The sequence below is a fragment of the Bradyrhizobium sp. 192 genome, assembly GCF_023100965.1.
Taxonomy (GTDB): domain Bacteria; phylum Pseudomonadota; class Alphaproteobacteria; order Rhizobiales; family Xanthobacteraceae; genus Bradyrhizobium; species Bradyrhizobium symbiodeficiens.
The window spans coordinates 4,131,587-4,151,895 of the sequence record NZ_CP064690.1; the positions used below are offsets into that span (position 1 = coordinate 4,131,587).

General features: G+C 63.2%; 19 protein-coding genes. 15 read left to right on the forward strand and 4 right to left on the reverse strand.

The genetic code is table 11. The annotated features are described in order from the left end of the window. Positions 1-10: 10 nt before the first annotated feature. Both IVB24_RS18760 and IVB24_RS18765 read right to left on the reverse strand, forming a co-directional pair. A complete protein-coding gene (locus IVB24_RS18760; RefSeq protein WP_162406407.1) occupies positions 11-331 on the reverse strand; it encodes a hypothetical protein in 321 nt (106 codons plus the stop codon). A gap of 194 nt (positions 332-525) precedes the next feature. Continuing rightward, entirely contained in the window at positions 526-1,767 is a 1,242-nt protein-coding gene (locus IVB24_RS18765; protein ID WP_247768044.1) for an amidohydrolase family protein, read from the reverse strand. A gap of 146 nt (positions 1,768-1,913) precedes the next feature. Between IVB24_RS18765 and IVB24_RS18770 the strand changes: the two genes are divergently transcribed. Then, positions 1,914-2,333 (forward strand): nuclear transport factor 2 family protein, encoded by a 420-nt coding sequence (locus IVB24_RS18770; RefSeq protein ID WP_162308500.1) that lies wholly within the window; start codon positions 1,914-1,916, stop codon positions 2,331-2,333. 174 nt (positions 2,334-2,507) lie between these two features. Further along, positions 2,508-3,416 (forward strand): amino acid ABC transporter substrate-binding protein, encoded by a 909-nt coding sequence (locus IVB24_RS18775; protein WP_247768045.1) that lies wholly within the window; start codon positions 2,508-2,510, stop codon positions 3,414-3,416. A gap of 89 nt (positions 3,417-3,505) precedes the next feature. Here the strand turns inward: IVB24_RS18775 and IVB24_RS18780 are convergent, their stop codons facing one another. Both IVB24_RS18780 and IVB24_RS18785 read right to left on the reverse strand, forming a co-directional pair. Then, entirely contained in the window at positions 3,506-4,717 is a 1,212-nt protein-coding gene (locus tag IVB24_RS18780) for an acyl-CoA dehydrogenase family protein (protein ID WP_247768046.1), read from the reverse strand. A gap of 55 nt (positions 4,718-4,772) precedes the next feature. Further along, positions 4,773-6,398, reverse strand: coding sequence for a long-chain fatty acid--CoA ligase (locus IVB24_RS18785; RefSeq protein ID WP_166469691.1), 1,626 nt, complete (start codon positions 6,396-6,398; stop codon positions 4,773-4,775). A gap of 173 nt (positions 6,399-6,571) precedes the next feature. Here IVB24_RS18785 and IVB24_RS18790 point away from each other — a divergent pair, with 173 nt between their 5' ends. The 13 genes from IVB24_RS18790 to IVB24_RS18850 all read left to right on the forward strand — a co-directional run bounded on the left by IVB24_RS18790 (position 6,572) and on the right by IVB24_RS18850 (position 20,196). After that, positions 6,572-8,425, forward strand: coding sequence for an NAD(P)/FAD-dependent oxidoreductase (locus IVB24_RS18790; protein ID WP_247768047.1), 1,854 nt, complete (start codon positions 6,572-6,574; stop codon positions 8,423-8,425). A 32-nt stretch (positions 8,426-8,457) separates the two neighbouring features. Continuing rightward, the gene (locus IVB24_RS18795; RefSeq protein WP_140478661.1) at positions 8,458-9,276 is read left to right on the forward strand and encodes a lytic murein transglycosylase; all 819 of its coding nucleotides are present in this window, start codon (positions 8,458-8,460) and stop codon (positions 9,274-9,276) included. A 142-nt stretch (positions 9,277-9,418) separates the two neighbouring features. Continuing rightward, positions 9,419-9,640, forward strand: a complete 222-nt coding sequence (locus IVB24_RS18800) for a hypothetical protein (protein WP_094974689.1) — start codon at positions 9,419-9,421, stop codon at positions 9,638-9,640. Between the two features lie 12 nt (positions 9,641-9,652). Beyond that, the gene (locus IVB24_RS18805) at positions 9,653-10,075 is read left to right on the forward strand and encodes a hypothetical protein (protein WP_247768048.1); all 423 of its coding nucleotides are present in this window, start codon (positions 9,653-9,655) and stop codon (positions 10,073-10,075) included. A gap of 397 nt (positions 10,076-10,472) precedes the next feature. Then, positions 10,473-10,919: a MaoC family dehydratase gene (locus IVB24_RS18810; RefSeq protein WP_140478665.1), complete on the forward strand. Its 447-nt coding sequence runs from the start codon at positions 10,473-10,475 to the stop codon at positions 10,917-10,919. A 96-nt stretch (positions 10,920-11,015) separates the two neighbouring features. After that, positions 11,016-11,513 carry a hypothetical protein gene (locus IVB24_RS18815; RefSeq protein ID WP_094974686.1) on the forward strand — a complete coding sequence of 166 codons (498 nt, stop codon included), beginning with the start codon at positions 11,016-11,018 and terminating at the stop codon, positions 11,511-11,513. Between the two features lie 263 nt (positions 11,514-11,776). Continuing rightward, positions 11,777-12,928 carry a LuxR C-terminal-related transcriptional regulator gene (locus IVB24_RS18820; protein WP_247768049.1) on the forward strand — a complete coding sequence of 384 codons (1,152 nt, stop codon included), beginning with the start codon at positions 11,777-11,779 and terminating at the stop codon, positions 12,926-12,928. Positions 12,929-13,164: 236 nt separating this feature from the next. Next, positions 13,165-14,130, forward strand: a complete 966-nt coding sequence (locus tag IVB24_RS18825; protein WP_181956907.1) for an AraC family transcriptional regulator — start codon at positions 13,165-13,167, stop codon at positions 14,128-14,130. Positions 14,131-14,252: 122 nt separating this feature from the next. Continuing rightward, complete coding sequence (locus IVB24_RS18830) at positions 14,253-14,501, forward strand: hypothetical protein (RefSeq protein ID WP_166474823.1); 249 nt, start codon at positions 14,253-14,255, stop codon at positions 14,499-14,501. A 309-nt stretch (positions 14,502-14,810) separates the two neighbouring features. After that, positions 14,811-17,228, forward strand: coding sequence for an autotransporter outer membrane beta-barrel domain-containing protein (locus IVB24_RS18835; protein WP_247768050.1), 2,418 nt, complete (start codon positions 14,811-14,813; stop codon positions 17,226-17,228). 147 nt (positions 17,229-17,375) lie between these two features. After that, the gene (locus IVB24_RS18840) at positions 17,376-18,494 is read left to right on the forward strand and encodes a helix-turn-helix transcriptional regulator (protein ID WP_247768051.1); all 1,119 of its coding nucleotides are present in this window, start codon (positions 17,376-17,378) and stop codon (positions 18,492-18,494) included. A gap of 95 nt (positions 18,495-18,589) precedes the next feature. Further along, positions 18,590-19,708: a LuxR C-terminal-related transcriptional regulator gene (locus IVB24_RS18845; protein ID WP_247768052.1), complete on the forward strand. Its 1,119-nt coding sequence runs from the start codon at positions 18,590-18,592 to the stop codon at positions 19,706-19,708. Between the two features lie 251 nt (positions 19,709-19,959). After that, positions 19,960-20,196: a hypothetical protein gene (locus IVB24_RS18850; RefSeq protein WP_247768053.1), complete on the forward strand. Its 237-nt coding sequence runs from the start codon at positions 19,960-19,962 to the stop codon at positions 20,194-20,196. Positions 20,197-20,309 lie beyond the last annotated feature (113 nt).

Below are 20,309 nucleotides of genomic sequence, written 5' to 3' on the forward strand. Positions count from 1 at the left end.
ACGCGTAGGTTCAGCTCAGAACCCTGCCGCGGTCGCGATAGTTCGAGATTTCGTCACGGGCAAGCTCGATCAGGTCGACCAGGCGCGCGGCCTCGCGGACGACCTGCTCCTTGGCGGGGGCGGTGCGGAACTCGCTGAGGATCATGCGGATGCACTTGTCGGCGGTATCGAGTGTCCAGAGCGCACGGGTCATGTCGTCCTGCGTGTGGATCGCCGCGATATCGAGGCTCGATAGGACTTCGCCGATTCCATTCAGTCGCTTGACGGCCGTTTCCGCCGGCGTCCTGGCCCGAATAGAACGGTAATCCATGCTACTGAATGCGCTGAACATATACTTCCCCACCGAACACAGATCATTCAGTGCGTCTTCTTAGTATGAGCCGAATGGCGGGTTGTGCAATGCGCGCAGCTACGGTCCGGGATTTTACCGGACTCGGATTGGGGCCGTGAAACCGGTCCGGAACGGTCCAATGAACGACTGCGTGTTCCCATGATTTTACCGTTGGACCCTGATTGGAAACGCGTTCAGCTCCTCGGCCGGAACAGGACCGGCCGCTGCCGTGCAAAGGTCTGCCGGCCGTCCTTGAAGCCCATCAAGACGTCGGGCAGCTCGGCGATCGCGAAGCGGCTGTCTTGCGTGTCGAGCACGATGAGATCGGCGGGATTGCCGACCTTGATGCCGTAATCGTCGAGATTCATCAGCCGTGCCGGCAGTTCGGTCACGAGATCGAGGCAGGTGTCGAAATCCCCCACCGAGGCCTGCGCGACGTTGGCGTAGAAGTTCGCCATCCGCAGCAGCGAGGCGTCGCCGAACGGCGTGAAGGGATTGAGGACGTTGTTGGTCGCGACCGAGCACACGACGCCGTCGCCCGCGAGCTTGTGAGCGAGGGTCAGCCCGCGTGGCGCGTTGTGATTGGCCTCGCGCCCCATCAAATAGAGATCGGTCGCGGGCAGAACGGTGACGGCGACGCCGGCTCTCGCCAGTTGCGCGGTGGCAGCCTTCATCCGCTCAGGCGGCAGGGCAGAGAGCTTTGTCGCGTGACCGATCGTGACCCGTCCGTGATAGTTGCGCCGCTCGGTTTGGCGGCAGACTTCGTCGAGATGCCACCAGGAGGGATCGAGATCGAAGTCGAGATGGAGATCGACATCGACATCGAATTCCTGCGCGAGATCGAAGATGCGCGCGAGATGCGCGGTCGGATCGGCGTCGGTATAGGGGCAACCGCCGATCGTCTCGCCGCCGTCACGCAGTGCCTGGATCAGCAGCTCCTCAGCTCCGGGATCGTTGGTCAGTCCCTCCTGCGGGAACACGCAGAGCGACAGGTCGAGCGCCCACGCGTAGTCGCGCTTCAACGCTTTCACCGCCTCGAAGCTGCGCAAGCCGATTCGCGGATCGATCTCCACATGCGTGCGCATCCGCGTCGTGCCGTGCACGATCGCGCGTTCGAGCACCCTGGCGCCGCGGGCGTAGACATCCTCGGCGGTGAAGTCGCGCTTCATGGCCGACACGGCCCGGATGGCGTCGCCGAGACTGCCGTGATCGTGGCCGCAGCGGTCGAGCAGGCAGGCCTTGTCGAGATGGATATGGGTGTCGATGAAGCCGGGCAGGGCGAGATGCCCTCTGATATCGACCTCGACCGCTTCGCAGGTGAGCTTCGGCTCGATCGCGGCGATCCGGCCGCCTTTCACGCCGATGTCGACGGGCGTGACGGATGATCGCAACAGCGCGTTACGGAAGATCAGGTCGAAGGCGGGCTGGGTGATCATGGCTCTTCTGGACTGAATTTAGAGCAACCAGCGGGGGATCGGTGGCTCCAGATTGTCGGCAGTGTAGCGAGGCAAATGTTCAAAATATATGCATGGATTCCGAGACAGTGGCGCTAATATTCCGCGAACCCCGGGGAGAACCTGCCATGTCCGTTGCCGCAAGAGCCGAAACTGCGCACTCATCCGATGCGGCGATCGTCGAGGCCTATCTCACGGCATCGATGATTCCCGATCCGGATGCTGCTGCGGCCTATATGGCGCCGGGTACGGTGATCACGTTTACCGGCGGGCGCGAGTTCGATCACCCGCGCGGCCCGACCGGTTTCAACGCCAAGCGCTATCGCTGGGTCAAGAAGAAGATGGACCGGTTCGATGTCTGCCCCGGCGACGGCGAGACCGTGGTTTACAGCGTCGGCACGCTCTACGGCGAATGGAAGGACGGGACCCCGTTCGAGGGCAACCGTTACGTCGACCGCTTCGTGGTGCGCAATGGCAAGATCACCAAGATGGACGTGTGGAACGACAGCGCCGAGCGCATCCTGGTCCAGCACGGCATCGACGCCTAAGAAGCCAACACGCGGTTCGGACAAGATTGCTTCGGCGCAGACGGATGTCGGCCCGCCGTATCGAAAGCTGGGATATCTGATAGGCGTAGGCACGTCTGGCGGCTGCAACGCGCCTGCGCTATCAACGCCCGCGATTGCGCCCGGCTGGTGGCGCGAGCCCCTTAGGAGCCCTCGATGCGTCTGTTCACCATCGTTTTGACCGCCACATGTCTTGCCGGCGCAGCTTCCGCTGAAGACCTCACGGGCACGCTCCAGAAGATCAAGGAGACCAAGAAGATCACCCTGGGCTATCAGGAGGCTTCGGTCCCGTTCAGCTATCTGGACGGCAACCAGAAGCCGGTCGGTTTTGCCATGGACATCTGTCTTGGGATCGTCGATGCCGTGAAGAAGCAACTCAACATGCCCGACATCGCCGTCGATACGCTCGCCGTGACCTCGTCGAACCGGATTCCCTTGATGGTCAACGGTACGCTCGACCTGCACTGCTCGGCGACCACCAACAACGCCGACCGCCAGAAGCAGGTCGCCTTCACCAATACGCACTTCCTCAGCGCGACACGCTTTGCCGCCAAGAAGGCCGCGAAGATCAACACCATCGACGACCTCAAGGGCAAGGCGGTCACGGCGGTGGCCGGCTCGGTCAACCTGACCCAGCTCGCCAGGGTCAATACGGAACGCAATCTCGGCATCAGCGTGATGCCGGCGAAGGACCAGGCCGAGGCCTTCCTGTTGCTGGAAACCGACCGAGCCCAGGCCTACGCACTCGACGATGTGCAACTCGCGGTCGCGATCGCGCGCTCGAAGGAGCCGCAAGCCTTCATGATCAGCGAGGAGGCGTTCTCAAAGCCGGAGCCTTACGGCATCATGCTGCGGCGTGAGGATGCGCCATTCAAGGCGCTCGCCGACCGCGCGACTGCGGAGCTCTATGCGAGCCCGGAGATCGAGTTGCTCTACAAGAAATGGCTGCAATCGCCGACGCCGCCGAACGGCCTCAACTACAACGTCCCGATGTCGCCCGCCTTGCGCAACGCCTTCAAGAAGCCGAGCTCGAGCGCAGATCCTGACGTGTATGTGGTGAACTGAGGCTGAGACGTGGGCGCCTTATTGCCCTCTCCCCTTGTGGGAGAGGGCAGCTCCAAGAGAGCGTCGCCTGGTGAGCTAGCCGTCTTCCTTCAAGCGTTCGAATATTTCTTCAGCTCGAACCGCGCGATCTGGTTCCGATGAACCTCATCCGGTCCATCGGCAAGCCGCAGCAGACGCGCGGTGGCATAGGCCTGGGTCAAGCCGAAATCGTTCGAGGTGCCGCCGCCGCCGTGCGCCTGGATCGCCCAGTCGATGACCTGGCAGGCCATGTTGGGGACCGCGACCTTGATCATCGCAATCTCGGCTTTCGCCACCTTGTTGCCGACCGTGTCCATGGCATAGGCCGCGTTCAGCGTCAGCAGCCGGGCCTGCTCGATCATGATGCGGGATTCCGCGATGCGCTCCTGCGTCACGGTCTGCTCCGAGACCGGCTTGCCGAAGGCGACGCGGCTGCGCACCCGGCGGCACATTTTCTCCAGGGTGCGTTCAGCAAGGCCGATCAGCCGCATGCAATGGTGGATGCGTCCGGGCCCGAGGCGGCCCTGCGCGATCTCGAAGCCGCGGCCTTCGCCGAGCAGCATGTTCTCCCTGGGCACGCGCACATTGGTGAAGATGACCTCCGAGGCGCGGTCGGGCACGCCGTAGAAGCCGAACACGGGCAGAGGGCGTTTGACTTCGATGCCTGGCGTGTCCATCGGCACCAGGATCATCGATTGCTGCCTGTGACGGTCCGGATTATCAGGATCGGTCTTGCCCATGAAGATGCAGATCCTGCAGCGCGGATCGGTCGCGTTCGTCGTGTACCATTTGCGGCCGTTGATGACGTAATGGTCGCCATCGCGCACGATCGAGCTTTCGATGTTGGTTGCGTCGGAGGAGGCGACTGCCGGCTCCGTCATCGCAAAGCAGGAGCGGATCTCGCCGGCGAGCAACGGCTTCAGCCAGCGCTCCTTGTCCTTCTCCGAACCATATCGCTCCAGCACCTCCATGTTGCCGGTGTCGGGCGCCGAGCAGTTGAAGATTTCAGGCGCAAGATGCGAGCGGCCCATCACTTCGCAGAGCGGGGCGTATTCTAGATTGGTCAAGCCGGCGCCATGGCCGGACTCCGGCAGGAACAGATTCCAGAGGCCTTCCGCACGTGCCAGCGGCTTCAGTTCTTCAACGACGGGATAGACCTTCCAGGGTCCCAGCTCTTCCGCCTCGCGATAGAAGCGCTCCTCGTTCGGGTAGATGTGCCGGTCCATGAAGCTCTCGAGCTTGCGCTTGAGCTCGACGACTTTTGGCGACATTGGGTAGAGCATCTCTGGTTTCCTTGATCGGTGAACGGTGCAGGCTCCAGCGCGAGCCCGCGACGCCTCATGCGACGCGGTAGTCCCTGAATTTCTCGCGCAGCGTGGATTTGAGCACCTTGCCCGTGCCGGTCATCGGGAATTCGTCGAGGAATTCGACGGCGTCCGGCATCCACCAGCTCGCGATTTTCGGACGCATATGGTCGAGCAGCGTCTTGCCGTCGACGGTCGCGCCCTTCTTGCGGACGACCAGGAGCAGGGGGCGCTCCTGCCATTTCTCGTGGTTGATCGCGACCACCGCGGCCTGAAGCACGTCGGGGTGAGACAATGCGACGTCCTCGAGCTGGATCGAGGAGATCCATTCGCCGCCGGACTTGATCACGTCCTTGGAGCGGTCGGTGAGCGTAACGTGGCCTTGGCTGTCGATTATGGCCATGTCGCCGGTGATCAGCCAGCCGTCGCGGTCGAGACCTTCCTCGAGCTTCATATAGCCGGAGGCGACCCAGGGGCCGCGGGCGCGGAGATGACCGACGGACTTGCCATCGCGCGGCAGCTCGTTTCCGGCGTCATCGACGATACGCAAGGCCGTACCGAAACAGGCGCGGCCGGACACCTGACGTCGGTCGAATTTCTCCTTCTCGCTGAGGTGCTCCGAGCCGGGCCGTAGGCCCGGCATCGAGCAGCCCAGCGCCTCGGTCATGCCCCAGGCCTGGATGTAGTCGATGTCGTAGTCGCGCTTGAGCTTCTCGACCATGGCGCGCGGCGGCGCCGAGCCCGACGACAGCGTCGCGCGCAGAGTGGAGAATTTGTTGCCGGTCCGGCCCAGCCAGTCGAGCAGGATCAGCCAGAAGCTCGGCACGCCCGCCGACAGCGTCACCTTCTCGCCTTCGAGCAATTCATAGAGCTTGTCGGGCTCGTAATTGCGGCCGGGTAGCACCAGCTTCGAGCCGGTATAGGGCGCGGTGAACGGCATGTTCCAGCCATTGCCGTGGAACAGCGGCGCCATCGGCATCATCACCTCGCGCACGCCTTCGACATGGCCCGGCAGGAAGTCGAAGCTGCTGCAGGTCATGGTCTGCAGGATCGCGGCCCGGTGCGAATAGATCACGCCCTTCGGATTGCCCGTGGTCCCCGAGGTGTAGCAGATGGTGGAGGCGGACTTCTCGTCGAACTCCGGCCAGACGAAGCCGGCGTCGCTCTCCTTCTCCAGCAGTTCCTCGTAGCAATGCACGTTGGCAAGCTTCGTCTCCGGCATGCGCTCGCGCGAGGACATCACGACGTAAGCCTCGATCGTCTTCAACTGCGGCGCGATCGCCTCGACGATCGGCAGCGTGGCGCGGTCGATGAACAGCAGGCGGTCTTCGGCATGGTTGATGATGTAGACGAGCTGTTCGGGAAACAGCCGCGGGTTGACGGTGTGCAGCACATACCCCATGCCCGGCGCGGCGTAGAACATCTCGAAATGACGGTGGGTGTTCCAGGCCAGCGTGCCGACGCGGTCGCCTGGGTTCATGCCGAGCCGTTTCAGCGCCAGCGCCATGCGCTTGATGCGCGGATGGGCGGCCGCATAGGTGGTGCGATGAATGTCGCCCTCGATCTCGCGCGCGACGATCTCGGCTTCGCCGTGATAGTCCGCGGCATACTGGATCAAGCCGCTGATCAGGAGCGGCATGTCCATCATCAATCCCTGCATGGTCCCTCCACAGCCACGTCGTTGCGTGGCGTACACTTGTGATTTGCGCGGAAGGTTAGCGGAACAGCACGCGGCGTTCACGCAAAAACATTGGACGCGATTGCACGCGTCACTTTTTCGAGGCTAACTGATCCGAGCAGCCGGCGAAGCAGCGTTCTCCGTGGAGGAAATGAATGTCAGCGGAAAGACACAAGACCGGTGCAGCCGGCGAATCTACGGTCGACATTGACGCACTCCGCGCGCGCTATCGCGACGAGCGCGACCGCCGCCTGCGTGCCGAAGGCAAGGCGCAGTATGTCGAAGTAGCAGGCGATTTCGGCCGCTACCTCGACGATCCCTGGGCCGATCCCGGATTTACGCGCGCACCTGTCAGTGAAGAAACTGAAGTGCTCGTCGTCGGTGGCGGCTTTGGCGGGCTGCTCTGTGGCGCGCGCTTGCGCGAGGCCGGCATTGATGATTTCCGCATCGTGGAAAAGGCTGCGGATTTCGGCGGCACCTGGTACTGGAATCGTTATCCCGGCGCGGCCTGCGATACCGAGAGCTACATCTATCTGCCGCTGCTGGAAGAGACCGGCTACATGCCGGTGCGCAAATACGCCCGGGCGCCGGAGATCTACGAGCACTCCCGACGTATCGGCCGACACTTCGGCCTCTACGATCGCGCGCTGTTTCAGACCGTCATCTCGCGGATGGCGTGGCAGGAGCAGGAGGCGCGCTGGCTGGTCGAGACCAGCAGGGGCGATCACATCCGCGCACGCTTCGTCATTCTCGCCGGAGGTCCGCTCAGCCGGCCGAAGCTGCCGGGCATTCCCGGCATGGAGACCTTCAGGGGGCACAGCTTTCATACCAGCCGTTGGGATTACGGCTACACCGGCGGCAATGCGGATGGTGGTCTGAGCGGACTTGCCGACAAGCGCGTCGGCATCATCGGCACGGGCGCCACCGCCGTGCAATGCGTGCCGCATCTCGGCCGATCGGCAAAGGAGCTCTACGTCTTCCAGCGCACGCCGTCCGCGATCGGCGTGCGCGACGACCGGTCGACGGATCAGGACTGGGCGCAGAGCCTCAAGCCCGGCTGGCAGCGCGAGCGCATGGACAATTTCACCGCGGTGATATCAGGCGAGCCGTTCGAACGGGACCTGGTGCAGGACGGCTGGACCGGCCTGCTCGGCGAGATCCTGCTGGCGCCGCGTCGTCAGCCGCAGCCGGTGACCTCCATGGAAGAGGCGTTGAAGGTCATCGAGCAGGCCGACTATCGCAAGATGGAGGAGATCCGCGCCCGCGTCGATGCGGTGGTCAAGGACAAGGCGACCGCGGACGCGCTCAAGCCCTGGTACAAGGCGTTCTGCAAGCGGCCGTGCTTCCATGACGAATATCTCGACACCTTCAATCGCCCGAACGTTCATCTGGTCGACACCCAAGGACAGGGTGTCGAGCGCATCACGGAGAACGCGGTCGTGGCCGGCGGCAAGGCCTACGAGCTCGACTGCCTGATCTATGCCAGCGGTTTCGAGGTCGGCACCGACTATGCCCGCCGAATGGGCTTCGAGGTCTACGGCCGCGACGGCATGAGCCTGTCCGAGCGCTGGCAGGGCGGCGTCAAGACGATGCACGGCTTCTACAGCCGCGGCTTCCCGAACTGCTTCCTGATCGTCACGGTGCAGGCCGGCCAGAGCGCCAACTTCCCGCACATCATCGACGAGCAGTCGCAGCACATCGCCTATGTGATCGCCGAAGTGCGCAACCGCAAAGCCCGAACGCTGGAGCCGACGCTCGCTGCCGAGAGCGCCTGGGTCGACGAGGTCGTCAAGGCTGCGATCGGCCGGCAGACCTATCTCGCCGAATGCACGCCCGGCTACTACAACAACGAGGGCGTGTTCGATCCAATCGCGGCAAGAAACAGCCAATATTGGCGCGGCCCGATGGCGTTCCTGCGGCTGCTCGGCAAATGGCGCAAGGAAGGCAATCTGGAAGGGCTCGAATTGTCCTATGATCAAGCCATGGAGTCGGCGCCTTCCTCCGGTTAGGATCGCCGATCGGTACAGGACGGGAGAGTGGGATGATCAGGGGCAGGGCTGTTGCGGGAGCGGTTGTTGGCGCGATGGCGCTGCTCGGGTGCCTGGCGTCGGCCGTCGAGGCCGCGCAGTGCGGTAGCTCGCCGGCAGGGTTCGAGGCCTGGAAGCGCGAGTTCAGCGCGGAGGCGCAGGGCAAGGGCATCGGCCAGACCGCGCTTTCGGCGCTGATGCAGACCAACTACGCAAGCGCCACCATCGCGGCCGACCGCGGCCAGCGCAGCTTCCAACTGACGCTCGACCAGTTCCTCGCCAAGCGCGGCGCCACCACCATCGTCGCCAAGGGGCGCCAGCTCAAGCAGTCGCAGGCTGCCCTGTTCGCCTCCATCCAGCAGCGCTACGGCGTCCCGCCCGGGCCGCTGCTTGCGATCTGGGGCATGGAGACCGGTTTCGGCAGCCAGCGCGGCAACCAGAACATGCTCTCGTCGATCGCAACTCTTGCCTATGACTGCCGCCGCCCCGAATTCTTCACCGACCAGCTCTACGCCGCCCTGAAGCTGGTCGATCGCGGCACGCTGTCGGGGGCGACCCGCGGCTCGATGCACGGCGAGGTCGGCCAGACCCAGTTCATGCCCAAGAGCATCCTGGCCTATGGCACCGGCAATCTCGAAGTTGCCGCCAATGCCCTGAACTCGACGGCGAATTTCCTCAAAGCCCATGGCTGGCGCGCGGGAGCCGGATACCAGCCGGGCGAGCCGAATTTCGCCGCCATCGAGGCCTGGAATGCCGCGGGCGTCTATCAGAAGGCGATCGCGCTGATGGGCCGGCAGATCGATGAGGGCGGCGGGGCGGCGGCGTCGCGCTGACGAATACCCCGTCCACTCCGTTCGAAAACGCTCCTGCTCAGCAAGGCGTGATGCGCCGGCACGAGAAAGTTGTTGCCATCAGGAACCGACGGCACGAGGTTTGCTTTGATCAGATTCAGGGCTGGGCATGAGGAGACTCAACATGGCAACCCAGATCGTGATGGACCAGACTGGCGATACGCGCCACGAGTTTGATCCTGGCAATGCCGAAGCGCTGGCGCGAGCCGAGCGGCGCTTTCGGGAACTGACCGGAGCCGGCTTCACCGCCGCCCTCCGCAACGGACCCGGCGAAGTCACTCGCGTCAAATCGTTCGACCCGACCGCGCAGGAAACGCTGTTCTATCCCCGCCTGGTCGGCGGTTGATCTGAGCTGCTCATGATGACGGCGGTTTGGCTCCGCGCGCCTGCGCGTGCGCGTTTGCATGCGCTGCGTGAACTCTATCGGCGCTTCTTCGGCGAGAACACGCCGGATGCGCGTGGCCGCCGGCTGCTCTTCGAATGGCTTTCGCCCTCACAACGCGCACAATTTGAAGAGCATAGGCATTTCGACGTCATCGGCAGCGACACCGGCAAGACCTACCGTATTCACTACGGCACGGCCGCCAACGTCCACGAAATCGACGGCGAAGGCCGGGCGACGATGGGATGGTGCTTCGTCCCGTCAGGCTTCCTGGTGCCGGGCGACGTCATGCTGGCCCAGAAGATCGCGCTCGAAACGGACGAGAAAGGCGCGCTCGCGCTCGCCAACCGTTTTCCGCCGGCGGCGCATTCGGAGCAATTTTACCGACGGCCTTTCTAACGGCTGAACGGTGAAGCGCGCGGTGGTCAGTAATGAGTGGTGCGGTAGGCATCCAGCGCATGGGCTGCGAAGACACCGATGCTGCAAAGGGCGAGCACGCCCGAGATGAGCTCGATCATAGCCCGTCCTCCCGCAGCGAATGGGCAACGAGGTTGCGGCAGCAGGAATAGTCGTAGATCAGGTCGAGGAGGAATTGCATGGTGGCCGTCCCTGTATTTATTTTGACAACTACCTAGACTGCCGTCTGTTTCAGGCGTGTTTCGTCGCACCGGGAAAGCGGTTTCGCGTGGAACCCTGGGCTGGTTTGTGCGCTGCAGAGAAGCTACATCCCATTCTTGGTTAATGACTTCAGCCACGTCTTTCGGCGGGGCGATCATTCGCGTTGCGAGGCAAAATCATGGCGCAGGTGGAATGGTTCGACGATCTCAGCATTGGGATGCGGTTCAAATCGCCCGAGGTGACGGTGACCGAAGCCGACATCAAGCGCTTCGCAGTCGAGTTCGATCCGCAGCCGATGCATCTCGACCACGAGGCGGCCAAGGCGACCCTGTTCAGGGGCCTTGCGGCATCGGGATGGCACACCGCCGCGATTGCCATGAACCTCGCGATCCAGACCCGCCCGTTCGGCCCGCATCCGCTGATCGGCGCCGGCGTCGACGGCCTGCGCTGGACGATGCCGGTGCGGCCCAATGACCGCCTGCATCTGGTCGGCGAGGTCATGAGCCTGACGCCCTCGAGGTCGAAGCCGCAGGGTATCGCGCTGGTGAAATGGACCATGTTCAACCAGAGCGGCGAGGAGGTTTACACCTTCACGCCCATCGCGATCGTGCCGCGGCGGGAATAGGCACAGGCAGCGGTCTGCTCGGGCAAGGCTGCCCAAGGCCTTGCGGCCCTCCCGCGGAGGTGGTCATCTCAGCCCGGGAACGCGCTGGAGGCTGACATGAAACGATACCTTCTCGCCGCTTTGCTGACCGCGTGCGCCCTGGGCGCCGGGCCGGCACTTGCGCAGCAATCCAAGGTCGGCGACTGGACCATCGAAAAGCGCACGCAGGACACGCATTGCAATGCGAGTCGTGGCTACAAGGACAAGGATGACGAGAACCGCGACTACGTGATCGTGATCACCTATTCCGACAAGGCGATCGTGATCGTGATGATCTACGACGGCTGGGAGTGGGACAAGGTCGGCGAGATCCTCCGGGCCGATGTCGGCACCGACGACGCCGACATCATGAAGAAGGCGAAGTGGGAGGTCATGGACAAGACCACCGTGCGCGGCATTTTCGAGTACGACCAGTCGATGATGGACCGCCTCTCGAAGGCCAGGCGCCTGACGCTCGATTTCGAGGACGATGACGACGACAGCATCGAGATGCAGACCCCGCGTGCCGGCGAAGCGCTGGCGGCGTTGAAGTTCTGCGAGGAGAACCGGAAATAAATCGCCGCCGCCGGCGGACCCGCGCGTGACTCATCGCACGGAGTCCGCGCGCTGTTCGCATTTATCCTAGTCTTTGGCGAAACCGTCCAAGCCGCACCCTGCGGTTGACGTTACGCAAGGACGATGTTCGAGATTCCAGCATCCGGCGGCAACGTTTTTTCATCGTCGAAGGCCGCAATAGACCGGCGCGTCTTCTCCGTCAGCTCCCGGATCGCGAGCACCCCGTCTCGGACGGGTCGCCGGCAAACGGCGTCGTCCGTCCGATGACGATCCATCAGGCAAATCGGTTCTCGTCTCTCATCGGCGAGATCTACGACGCGGCGATTGACCCCGCGTTGCGCAGCGGCGCGCTGGAACAGATTTCGCAGTTCGTCGGTGGTTGTGCCGCGATGATCCTGTCCAGGGATTCAGCGCGGCTTTCGATCGAGATTCACCAGCATTTTGGAACCGACGCCCGCTTCCGTCAGCTCTATCGCGACCGGTATGTGGAGCTCGATCCTTTGCTCGACCGACATCTCACCCTCGCGCCCGAACGGACGATCGGCGTGACCGACATCATGTCCCATGCCGATTTCATCGAGACGAGCTTCCATCGCGAGTGGGTGGAGCCGCAGGGGGCGATAGACATTGCGACGGTCGGGCTCGAGAAGACGGCCGTCCGCACCACGATCCTGCAGGTGCTGCGTCATCGCTCCCGCGGAACCGTCGATAAGGCGATGCGCGAACGCATGCGACTGCTCGCTCCGCACATCCAGCGGTCGCAGCTCATGGGCCGGCAGATCAGGGCGCGCTCCCATACAGTCGACGACCTTGCCGACGTCCTCGACGGATTGAACATGGCGATTTGCCTGCTCGACGCCGACGGCCGGGTCGTCCATGCCAACGCGGCATGCCGCCAGTTGTTCGCCGACGCGAACTTGTTTGCGATGGTCGGCGACCGGATCGTGGCCCGCAACACCCAGGCCGACAAAATATTCCGCGGCCTGTGCGAATTCGATCACGGCACACATTCCACTGCTCGTCGTCAGATCGAACTTGCGACGTCGGTCGATGGGCAACATCATCTGCTCCATGCCTTTCCGCTGAAGCGGGATCGCAGCCTGCCGCGGGACATCGCAGCCACGGTGCTCTTCGTTCAAAGAGCTTCGATGCTGCCGTTGCTCGCGGCCGATGCGATTGCAGCAGCCTTCAGACTGACGCCGTCCGAATTGCGCGTGCTCATGGCAATCGTCGAGATCGGCGGTGTTCCCGACATCGCCGCAAAACTCGGCATCGCCGAGACGACGGTGAAGACGCATCTCGGCCGCCTGTTCGAGAAGACGGGCGCCGGCAGGCAGGCCGATCTCGTGAAGGTCGCCGCCGGCTTTACCGTGCCGTTCGCCCGGCGAACGAACGGCGATGACGGCGCCGCGTGATTCATATCCCATGCCTCGATGTCAGGTGCCGCGCTTTCAATCCATCGTGATAGGCCGGGCCCGCTGGTCCTCCGAACGCAGGACGCGAGCCATTCGAGACTTTCGTATATCGCGCTTCTGAAAAGAAGAGCAGCGCCCGCCGCACGAACATGCCGCGATGGCATCGAACGCGCGTGCGGGGAAACGACAGCGTATGGCCGGCCTGCTCGTCGGTTGGAGAGATTGCAGTGAGCAGCATGGTTGATTTTTCCGTTCTGAACGTTTCGACCAACGAAATTCCCGAAGGCGACCGCATCTCGATGCTTCGCGATTTCTATTGTCGCGGGGTGCTGAAGGCAGAGGTCGAGGCAAGGGAAGGAAAGCCGGCAGCGGCGAGCTTCACGTCCCACGTCCTGCCGGAAGCCCAGTTGCTGATCGGGGGATTGTGCGGAGCGCGGGTCATTCGCACCAGGCAGCTGGTGGCCGATGGCGACGACAGTCTCGCCCTGATCGTGAACAGGTCCGGCGTTCTCGGAATATCCGAGCGAGGATACGATCTGAAGCTCAATGCTGGAGAGGCAGTCCTGACGAGTGCGGAGGACGTCACGACGTTCGAGCGGTTGTCGCTGGGCAGCTGCTTCTCTCTGCGGGTGCCGAGACGCGTACTGGCACCGATGATCGTTGACGTCGATGATGCCGTGATGCGCGTCATGCCGGAAAAGTCCACCGGACTCAGGCTGCTGGTCGACTACGCGGTGACGCTGGTGCGGGAGGAGGCGTTCGCGGCACCTGACCTCCGGCAGCTCGGGGTCGGGCATCTGCATGACCTTCTGGCTCTCGTCCTCGGTGCGACCGGTGAGACGCGGGAGCTGGCCGGCCGGCGCGGCGTCAAGGCGGCCCGGCTCCAGAAGGCGAAAGTCTCCATTGCCAACAATTGCTGGCGGCAGGATCTGTCGGTGGCCTCGGTCGCGCAGGAGCTCGGCGTGACGCCGCGCTATCTCCAGCGCCTGTTCGAGGCCGACGGCAAGACGTTCTCCTCTTTCCTGACCGAGCAGCGCGTCAAGCGCGCGCATCGCATGCTGCGGGAACCCGGACACGCTGGACGGACGGTGAGCTCGATCGCTTACGACGTCGGATTCGGTGATCTCTCTTATTTCAACCGCTGCTTCCGGCGGACTTATAATGCGACCCCAAGCGACGTCAGGAGCGGCGAGATGCCGTGACCGCGCGCAACTGAATTTCTGCCAACTGCCGATTTCAACCAGCAGACGGGGATCCGACATGATCCCTGATTGCGAAGCCTTGACCCTAGCGTTGCGTGCGGCATCAGCAGCCGGAGTATTGAATGCACCGTTTCTTTTTTGACCTTCTGGTCGGCAACATAGTGAAGATCGATCCCGGCGGCATGGTGTTCGAATGTACGGAAGCCACAGTCGTGGTGGCCAACGAGATGGCAAACCATCTTTTCGTCTGGCGTGACGATCTGCGCGACCGCGACGCCTGGATTCGCGTCAGAGACAAGAGCGGCCGGGAAATCTATCGCGCACCGGTCTGGGCGGAGAGCGAGGAAAGGGTCGGCTGGGACCAGCCGTAGTTCTTTCGGAGGTGTCGCGCCTTTGCATCAGTGCTTCGCCAAACCGCGTCGGTTCGTTCCAGGCCGAGCTCCGGTCGTATCCGTCCAAGTCGAAGGCGTTGCTCCTTTCTACCTTGGCGTCCGTGAATTCAGATTCGCTGGAATCATCCTCCTTCGATCGCAGGAGGCGAGCGACGAAATAGCTTTGAGGGACTGGGAATGATTGTGTCGGATGCGGGCAGCGTCGCACGATGGCGTTTGGCTTTGCTATCGCTGTGGCTATTGATGCCAGCCGCGCTGGTCGTCCCGGTGTTTACCAGCGAACCCGCCATGGCCGCCTGTACCCCGACCGCGCCTGTCAGCAACGCGACGGTGGTCTGTGCAAGTGACACGGACACCCAGCAGGGCAGCGGTACCGGCTACGGGACGAGCGGCGATGACAATAACTCCTATGACATCCGCGCGGGTGTGACCGTCAGCGGCAACGACTTTGGCTTCAAGGTTGGGGTCAATAGCGTTTTCACCAACGCAGGCACGATCAGTGGAACGAATGCGGCGGGTATTACCGGCGGCGACATGACGATCACCAACCTGGAAGGAGCAATGATTGCCGGCTTCAACGCCATTACGCCGGCGACAATCGTTCTCAGCAATGCCGGCACGATCAGGGGCGAGGACAGGGCCGTCGACACCAACGGCAATGCAACCATCACCAATCTCAGCACAGGCCTGATCACGCAGACCCGAACTTCCGGCGCCGCGATCTTCTCCGACCGCCTGGCGACAGTAAGTAACGCCGGCACGATCTCCGGCCACGAAGCCGGGATAATGGCGAAAAACATCGATCTGACGAACCTCGCGGGCGGCACCGTGATTGGCGACAACAATGCGGTTTTCGCCGCTACTTCCGCCGTCATCGACAATGCCGGGACGATCAGTGCCGCGGGTAGCATGGGCGTTGCCGTCGTTGTGGACACCGGAGATGTCTTCGTCCGCAACAGCGGCACGATCAGCGGGACCCAGTCCGGCATCAACGCCGGGAACGGTGCGGCTAGCGTCCTGAACAGCGGCACGATCACCAGCGGCTCGACCGTCATCTTCGCCACGACGGTCAACGTAACCAATGCCGGACGGATTGCGACGACGACCGGCTTCGGCATGAGCGGCATCACGGTGAACCTCTATAATTCCGGAACCGTCACGGCAGACCGCGGCGTCAATGCGATCTTCGGCAACGTCAATAATTCCGGATCGATCATCGGGCAGAGCGCCGCCGTCAACGCCAACATTGCCAATGTGACGAATGCAGGCCTGCTTCAGGGCTCGACCGTCAATGGTCATGGCATTCTGATGACCCAGGCGAACGTCGCCAATTCCGGCATGATCATCGGCCGGATCGGCATCGAATCGACCGATGGATCGAACATCGCGAACTCCGGTACCATCGCTGGCGCCGGCGGGGTCGCGATCAAGCTTTCCGCCAAAGCGGACACGCTGACGCTGCTGCCGGGTTCGAAGATCAATGGCGTGGTCGATTTCGGCTTCGGCCATGATGTCGTCAACGTCAATTTCGTTCCACTGAGCAGCCGGGTGTCGTCGCTGACGACCATTCAGCTCCCGACCTTTGTCAACTTCGAGGGCGTCATCAACACCAACACCGGAGGCGGGGGCTTCGTTGGCCCGAAGGTGTTTGCCGGCGACACGCTCGCGACGCTCGATCCGACTGCGCTGGCGCAGACCGACCGCACGCTGATGGACTTCACCGGCGGCGCCTCCTCGCTGGTGCAGGGACGTCTATACGGCGGCGTCGGTCCGGCCGGCGGCAACATGATGGCGATGGCCTACGCGCCGGAGACGGCGCAGGCCGGTCCCTTCGCCAAGGCGCCGCGCAGCCTCTGGACTGATCCGGCGCCGATCACGGTCTGGGCCAACAGCTTTGGCGGCCAGCGCATCCAGGACGAGACCGCCGCGACCCTCCGCGCAACCTCGACGGCTTGGGGCGGCGCGATTGGCATCGATCGCAAGGTTCGGCCGGATTGGCTGGTCGGCGCCTTCCTCGGCGGCGGACAGGGCGGCCTCTCGGTCGATCTCAATTCGCAGTCGGTCGACACCAATTACGTCTTTGCCGGCGCCTACGGCCGCTTCGAATGGGCCGCGCAATTCTTCGACTTCACCTTCCAGGGCGGTAATGCCGACAACAGATCGCGTCGCCTGGTGCTGAACAACGCGGCCGTCGGCGGCATGGAGACGGCGACGGCGAGTTACAGCGGCTGGTACTTCAGCCCGGAGGTCGCCTACGGCTACAGGCTCAACATCGGCAACGGTTATGTGCTGACGCCGACGGCGCGGTTGCGCTATGTCGCCGGCCGGTTCGACGGCTATAGCGAGACGGGTTCGGCGCAGTCGCTCTCGGTCGGCGGCCGCACGCTGCAGGATTTCGAGGAGCGGGGCGAGGTCGATCTCTCGCGGGTGACGAGCCTCGCCGGCGGCGAGCTCAAGGCCAACGTCCATGGCGGCGTCATCGCGCTCCAGCGCGTTGGCGACACCACCATCAACACGGTGCTGATCGGCCAAAACCTGTCCTTCGTGACGCCCGGCAGCCGCAGCACCGTCGGCGCGGTGGCCGGGCTCGGCTTCGACTATCGCACCAGCCGCAACGTGTCGGTGTTCGGCGCCGTGGAGGGCATGATGATGTCCGACGAGAGCCGGACCGGCACGGCCAAAGGCGGCGTTCGCGTCGCGTTCTGAACCGGCATCAGCCCTGGCGGCTCGAACGCGATGCCGCCGGCCGGGCTCCATCCGCCCGGCCGGCGCCTCCTCCTCCGATCGGAGGATGCCGCATGCCGCGGTTGTGTTATGCTCCCCGGCATTGATCATTCAGTGCCATATTGAGCCATGCACGGATCGCAAAAGCTGCCAGCTCTCGTCGAGTCCATCTACGATGCCGGGCTCGATCCTTCGCTGTGGAACGATGTGGTAGCCGGCATCCGGGATTTCGTCGGCGGCCAGGCCTGCGGTCTGTTCTCGAAGGATGCGATCAGCAAATCCGGTGTCACGCACTACTATTGCGGAGCCGACCCGCACTACATCCAGCTCTATTCCGAGACCCATGCGAAATTCGATCCGCTTACGGTCCTGCCGCCACACGGCCGGATTGTCAGCATTCCGGATCTCGTGAATTTCGATGAGTACCGGCGCGGACGCTTCTACCAGGAATGGATGCAGCCGCAGGGATGCCGCGATGCGGCCAATGTCGTGCTCGAGATGTCGAACGCGAGCTGCCCGGTGATGATGACCGTGCTGTCGGGCCGCCGCATGGTCGATCGCGCCATGAAGCAGCGCCTCTCGTTGCTGGTGCCGCACGCCAGCCGCGCGCTGCTGGTCAACCGCGCCATGACTGCGCAACTGACGCTGGCGACGGCCCTGGCGGATGTGCTCGACAATCTGGCGGTCGGGATCTTCTTGCTCGACGGCTTCTGCCGCCTGGTGCACGCGAATTCGGCCGGTCAGATCCTGCTCGCGGCCGACGACGTGGTGCGGTCCGTCGCCGGGCAACTCGTGACCAGCAGCACTGAAGCCAATCAGACGTTGCGCAAGGCATTCGCGGGCCGCCGTGACGGCGCATTGCTTGCCGCAGGCGGCCATGCGATTCCGCTGTTGTCCGCCACCGGCGAGCGCTACGTCGCTCATATGCTGCCGTTGTCGTCCCTGCTGCGCGATGGCAGCGAGCGCGTGGTCGATGCCGCCGGTGCGCTGCTTGTGCGCAAAGTGTCGCTCGGTGGACAATCCTGTGGCGAATTGATCGCGCGAACGTTCGAGCTGACGCCGGCGGAGCTTCGCGTGTTCCTGTCGATCGTGGAGGTCGGCGGCGTCCCGGAGACGGCGGCAGCGCTGGGTATTGCGGAGACGACCGTGAAAACGCATCTGCATCGCGTCTTCGCCAAGACCGGCGTGTCCCGGCAGGCCGATCTCGTCAAACTCGCAGCGGGATTTGCCAATCCGCTCGTCCACTGACAGATCGCGTCGGCGTTGAACCTTTTGCTCTCGCGACAGACTCACAGGAGCCGCCAGGCACGCAAGTCTTTCGAATGTGACCATTGGCTCTTCCGATGCCGCGACCTCTAGGACATTCCGAGCTGATCGAGAGCATCTATGATGCAGGACTCCACCCGGAGTTGTGGAGCGACGTCGTCGTCATGCTCAATGCGTTTATCGGCAGCCAGGCCTGCGGCCTGATTTCGAAGGATACGGTCAGCAAATCCGGTGCGACGCATTATTATTGCGGCGTCGATCCTCACTATATCCAGCTCTATTCCGAAACCTATTCCCGGTACGATCCGCTCGCCCGGCTTCCCCGTTACGGCGAGGTGCGCAACATTCCGGACCTCGTGAATTTCGACGAATACCGCCGCGGGCGCTTCTATCAGGAATGGCTGCGCCCGCAGGGCTGCATCGATGTCGCCAACGTGGTGCTGGAGCAGTCGAACTCGCCATGTCCGATGCTGCTCACCGTCATCCCGGGCAAGGAGATGCTCGACGCCGAGCAGCGCGCGCGCATGCAGCTCCTGGTCCCGCATGCGAGCCGGGCGCTGATGATCAACCGCGCAATTGAACGGAAGCAGCAACGCGCGAGCGCGCTGGCCGACGTCGTGGATCGTCTGAATGCCGGCGTCATCCTGCTCGATGCAGCTTGCCAGATCGTCCACAGCAATCCGGCGGCCGAGGCGATCCTGGCCGAGGACGACGTCCTGCGCTCGATCTCGGGCCGGCTGGTGACGAGATCCTCCGAGGCCAATCTGGCCCTGCGCAATATCTTTCGTGATCCGGGCGAGGTCGCGATGGCCGCCGCCGATGGTCGAAAGATCTCTCTGACGTCGCATGACGGATCGCACTACGTCGCGCACGTGATTGCGCTGCCCTCGCTACTGCGCGATGGGGCGACCGAGCGCAGCTCGGCCGTCGGAGCCTTGCTGGTCTGGAAGGCGGAACTCGACAGTCGCTCCAGCGCCGGCCTGATCGACCGCACTTTCGAACTGACGCCGGCGGAACTGAGGGTTCTCCAGTCGATCGTCGAAGTCGGCGGTGTGCCGGAGACTGCGGTCGCGCTGGGGATCGCCGAGACAACGGTAAAGACGCATCTGCATCGCGTCTTCGCCAAAACAGGCGTGTCCCGTCAGGCCGATCTCGTCAAGCTGGCGGCGGGATTCTCCAATCCGCTGCTGCACTGACGCGCACGCGCGCAGCGTGACTCTTCGCTGCAGCTCGCGAACAGGTTCAAGCAGAGACATCATTTGAAAGTTATCGCGCGTCATTCGATCGAATGACGCGATTTTTTTCGCTCTCTTCTACAGACTGCGTCACACGATTTCTTTCGACGTATCAGACTTCTTTGTGAAGCAACTCACAGCAGGCTGAGTGAATCCCATCATTCTCTCGCAACGTTTGAGAGGAGATCGTCATGCGAAGGACGTCACTTGCCATGGCCGACAAGTTCCGCGACATCGTCGCTCGCGTCGGCGCTGTGTTCCGCGAGCAGCGCAAGATCGAGGCGCGGCGCGCATTGCAGCGCTATCACCATTTGCTGGCCCAGCCCGGCGAAACAATGCCTTGGACCGAAATCACGCCGCTCAGCAAGCAAGAGGATATTTCAGGACATGCCCACGGATCTGATGCGTGCGAGCGCGCCGCCGACGAGCCGGCCTGCGAGCGCGCGTAATTTCAACATCGTCGCGATCGCGCTGACGACGGCGCTCGTCGCGCTTCAGCTGGTCGGGCTGGCGCTTCTGGAACGATCCCACGCTCATGCCATGCAAATGTCGTTTCCACGCG

What these genes read in the sequence shown, in the direction of transcription:
- IVB24_RS18760 (WP_162406407.1), bottom strand. Translation starts at nt 331, where the DNA reads ATGTTCAGCGCATTCAGTAGCATGGATTACCGTTCTATTCGGGCCAGG.
- IVB24_RS18765 (WP_247768044.1), bottom strand. Translation starts at nt 1,767, where the DNA reads ATGATCACCCAGCCCGCCTTCGACCTGATCTTCCGTAACGCGCTGTTG.
- IVB24_RS18770 (WP_162308500.1), top strand. Translation starts at nt 1,914, where the DNA reads ATGTCCGTTGCCGCAAGAGCCGAAACTGCGCACTCATCCGATGCGGCG.
- IVB24_RS18775 (WP_247768045.1), top strand. Translation starts at nt 2,508, where the DNA reads ATGCGTCTGTTCACCATCGTTTTGACCGCCACATGTCTTGCCGGCGCA.
- IVB24_RS18780 (WP_247768046.1), bottom strand. Translation starts at nt 4,717, where the DNA reads ATGCTCTACCCAATGTCGCCAAAAGTCGTCGAGCTCAAGCGCAAGCTC.
- IVB24_RS18785 (WP_166469691.1), bottom strand. Translation starts at nt 6,398, where the DNA reads ATGCAGGGATTGATGATGGACATGCCGCTCCTGATCAGCGGCTTGATC.
- IVB24_RS18790 (WP_247768047.1), top strand. Translation starts at nt 6,572, where the DNA reads ATGTCAGCGGAAAGACACAAGACCGGTGCAGCCGGCGAATCTACGGTC.
- IVB24_RS18795 (WP_140478661.1), top strand. Translation starts at nt 8,458, where the DNA reads ATGATCAGGGGCAGGGCTGTTGCGGGAGCGGTTGTTGGCGCGATGGCG.
- IVB24_RS18800 (WP_094974689.1), top strand. Translation starts at nt 9,419, where the DNA reads ATGGCAACCCAGATCGTGATGGACCAGACTGGCGATACGCGCCACGAG.
- IVB24_RS18805 (WP_247768048.1), top strand. Translation starts at nt 9,653, where the DNA reads ATGATGACGGCGGTTTGGCTCCGCGCGCCTGCGCGTGCGCGTTTGCAT.
- IVB24_RS18810 (WP_140478665.1), top strand. Translation starts at nt 10,473, where the DNA reads ATGGCGCAGGTGGAATGGTTCGACGATCTCAGCATTGGGATGCGGTTC.
- IVB24_RS18815 (WP_094974686.1), top strand. Translation starts at nt 11,016, where the DNA reads ATGAAACGATACCTTCTCGCCGCTTTGCTGACCGCGTGCGCCCTGGGC.
- IVB24_RS18820 (WP_247768049.1), top strand. Translation starts at nt 11,777, where the DNA reads ATGACGATCCATCAGGCAAATCGGTTCTCGTCTCTCATCGGCGAGATC.
- IVB24_RS18825 (WP_181956907.1), top strand. Translation starts at nt 13,165, where the DNA reads ATGGTTGATTTTTCCGTTCTGAACGTTTCGACCAACGAAATTCCCGAA.
- IVB24_RS18830 (WP_166474823.1), top strand. Translation starts at nt 14,253, where the DNA reads ATGCACCGTTTCTTTTTTGACCTTCTGGTCGGCAACATAGTGAAGATC.
- IVB24_RS18835 (WP_247768050.1), top strand. Translation starts at nt 14,811, where the DNA reads ATGGCCGCCTGTACCCCGACCGCGCCTGTCAGCAACGCGACGGTGGTC.
- IVB24_RS18840 (WP_247768051.1), top strand. Translation starts at nt 17,376, where the DNA reads ATGCACGGATCGCAAAAGCTGCCAGCTCTCGTCGAGTCCATCTACGAT.
- IVB24_RS18845 (WP_247768052.1), top strand. Translation starts at nt 18,590, where the DNA reads ATGCCGCGACCTCTAGGACATTCCGAGCTGATCGAGAGCATCTATGAT.
- IVB24_RS18850 (WP_247768053.1), top strand. Translation starts at nt 19,960, where the DNA reads ATGGCCGACAAGTTCCGCGACATCGTCGCTCGCGTCGGCGCTGTGTTC.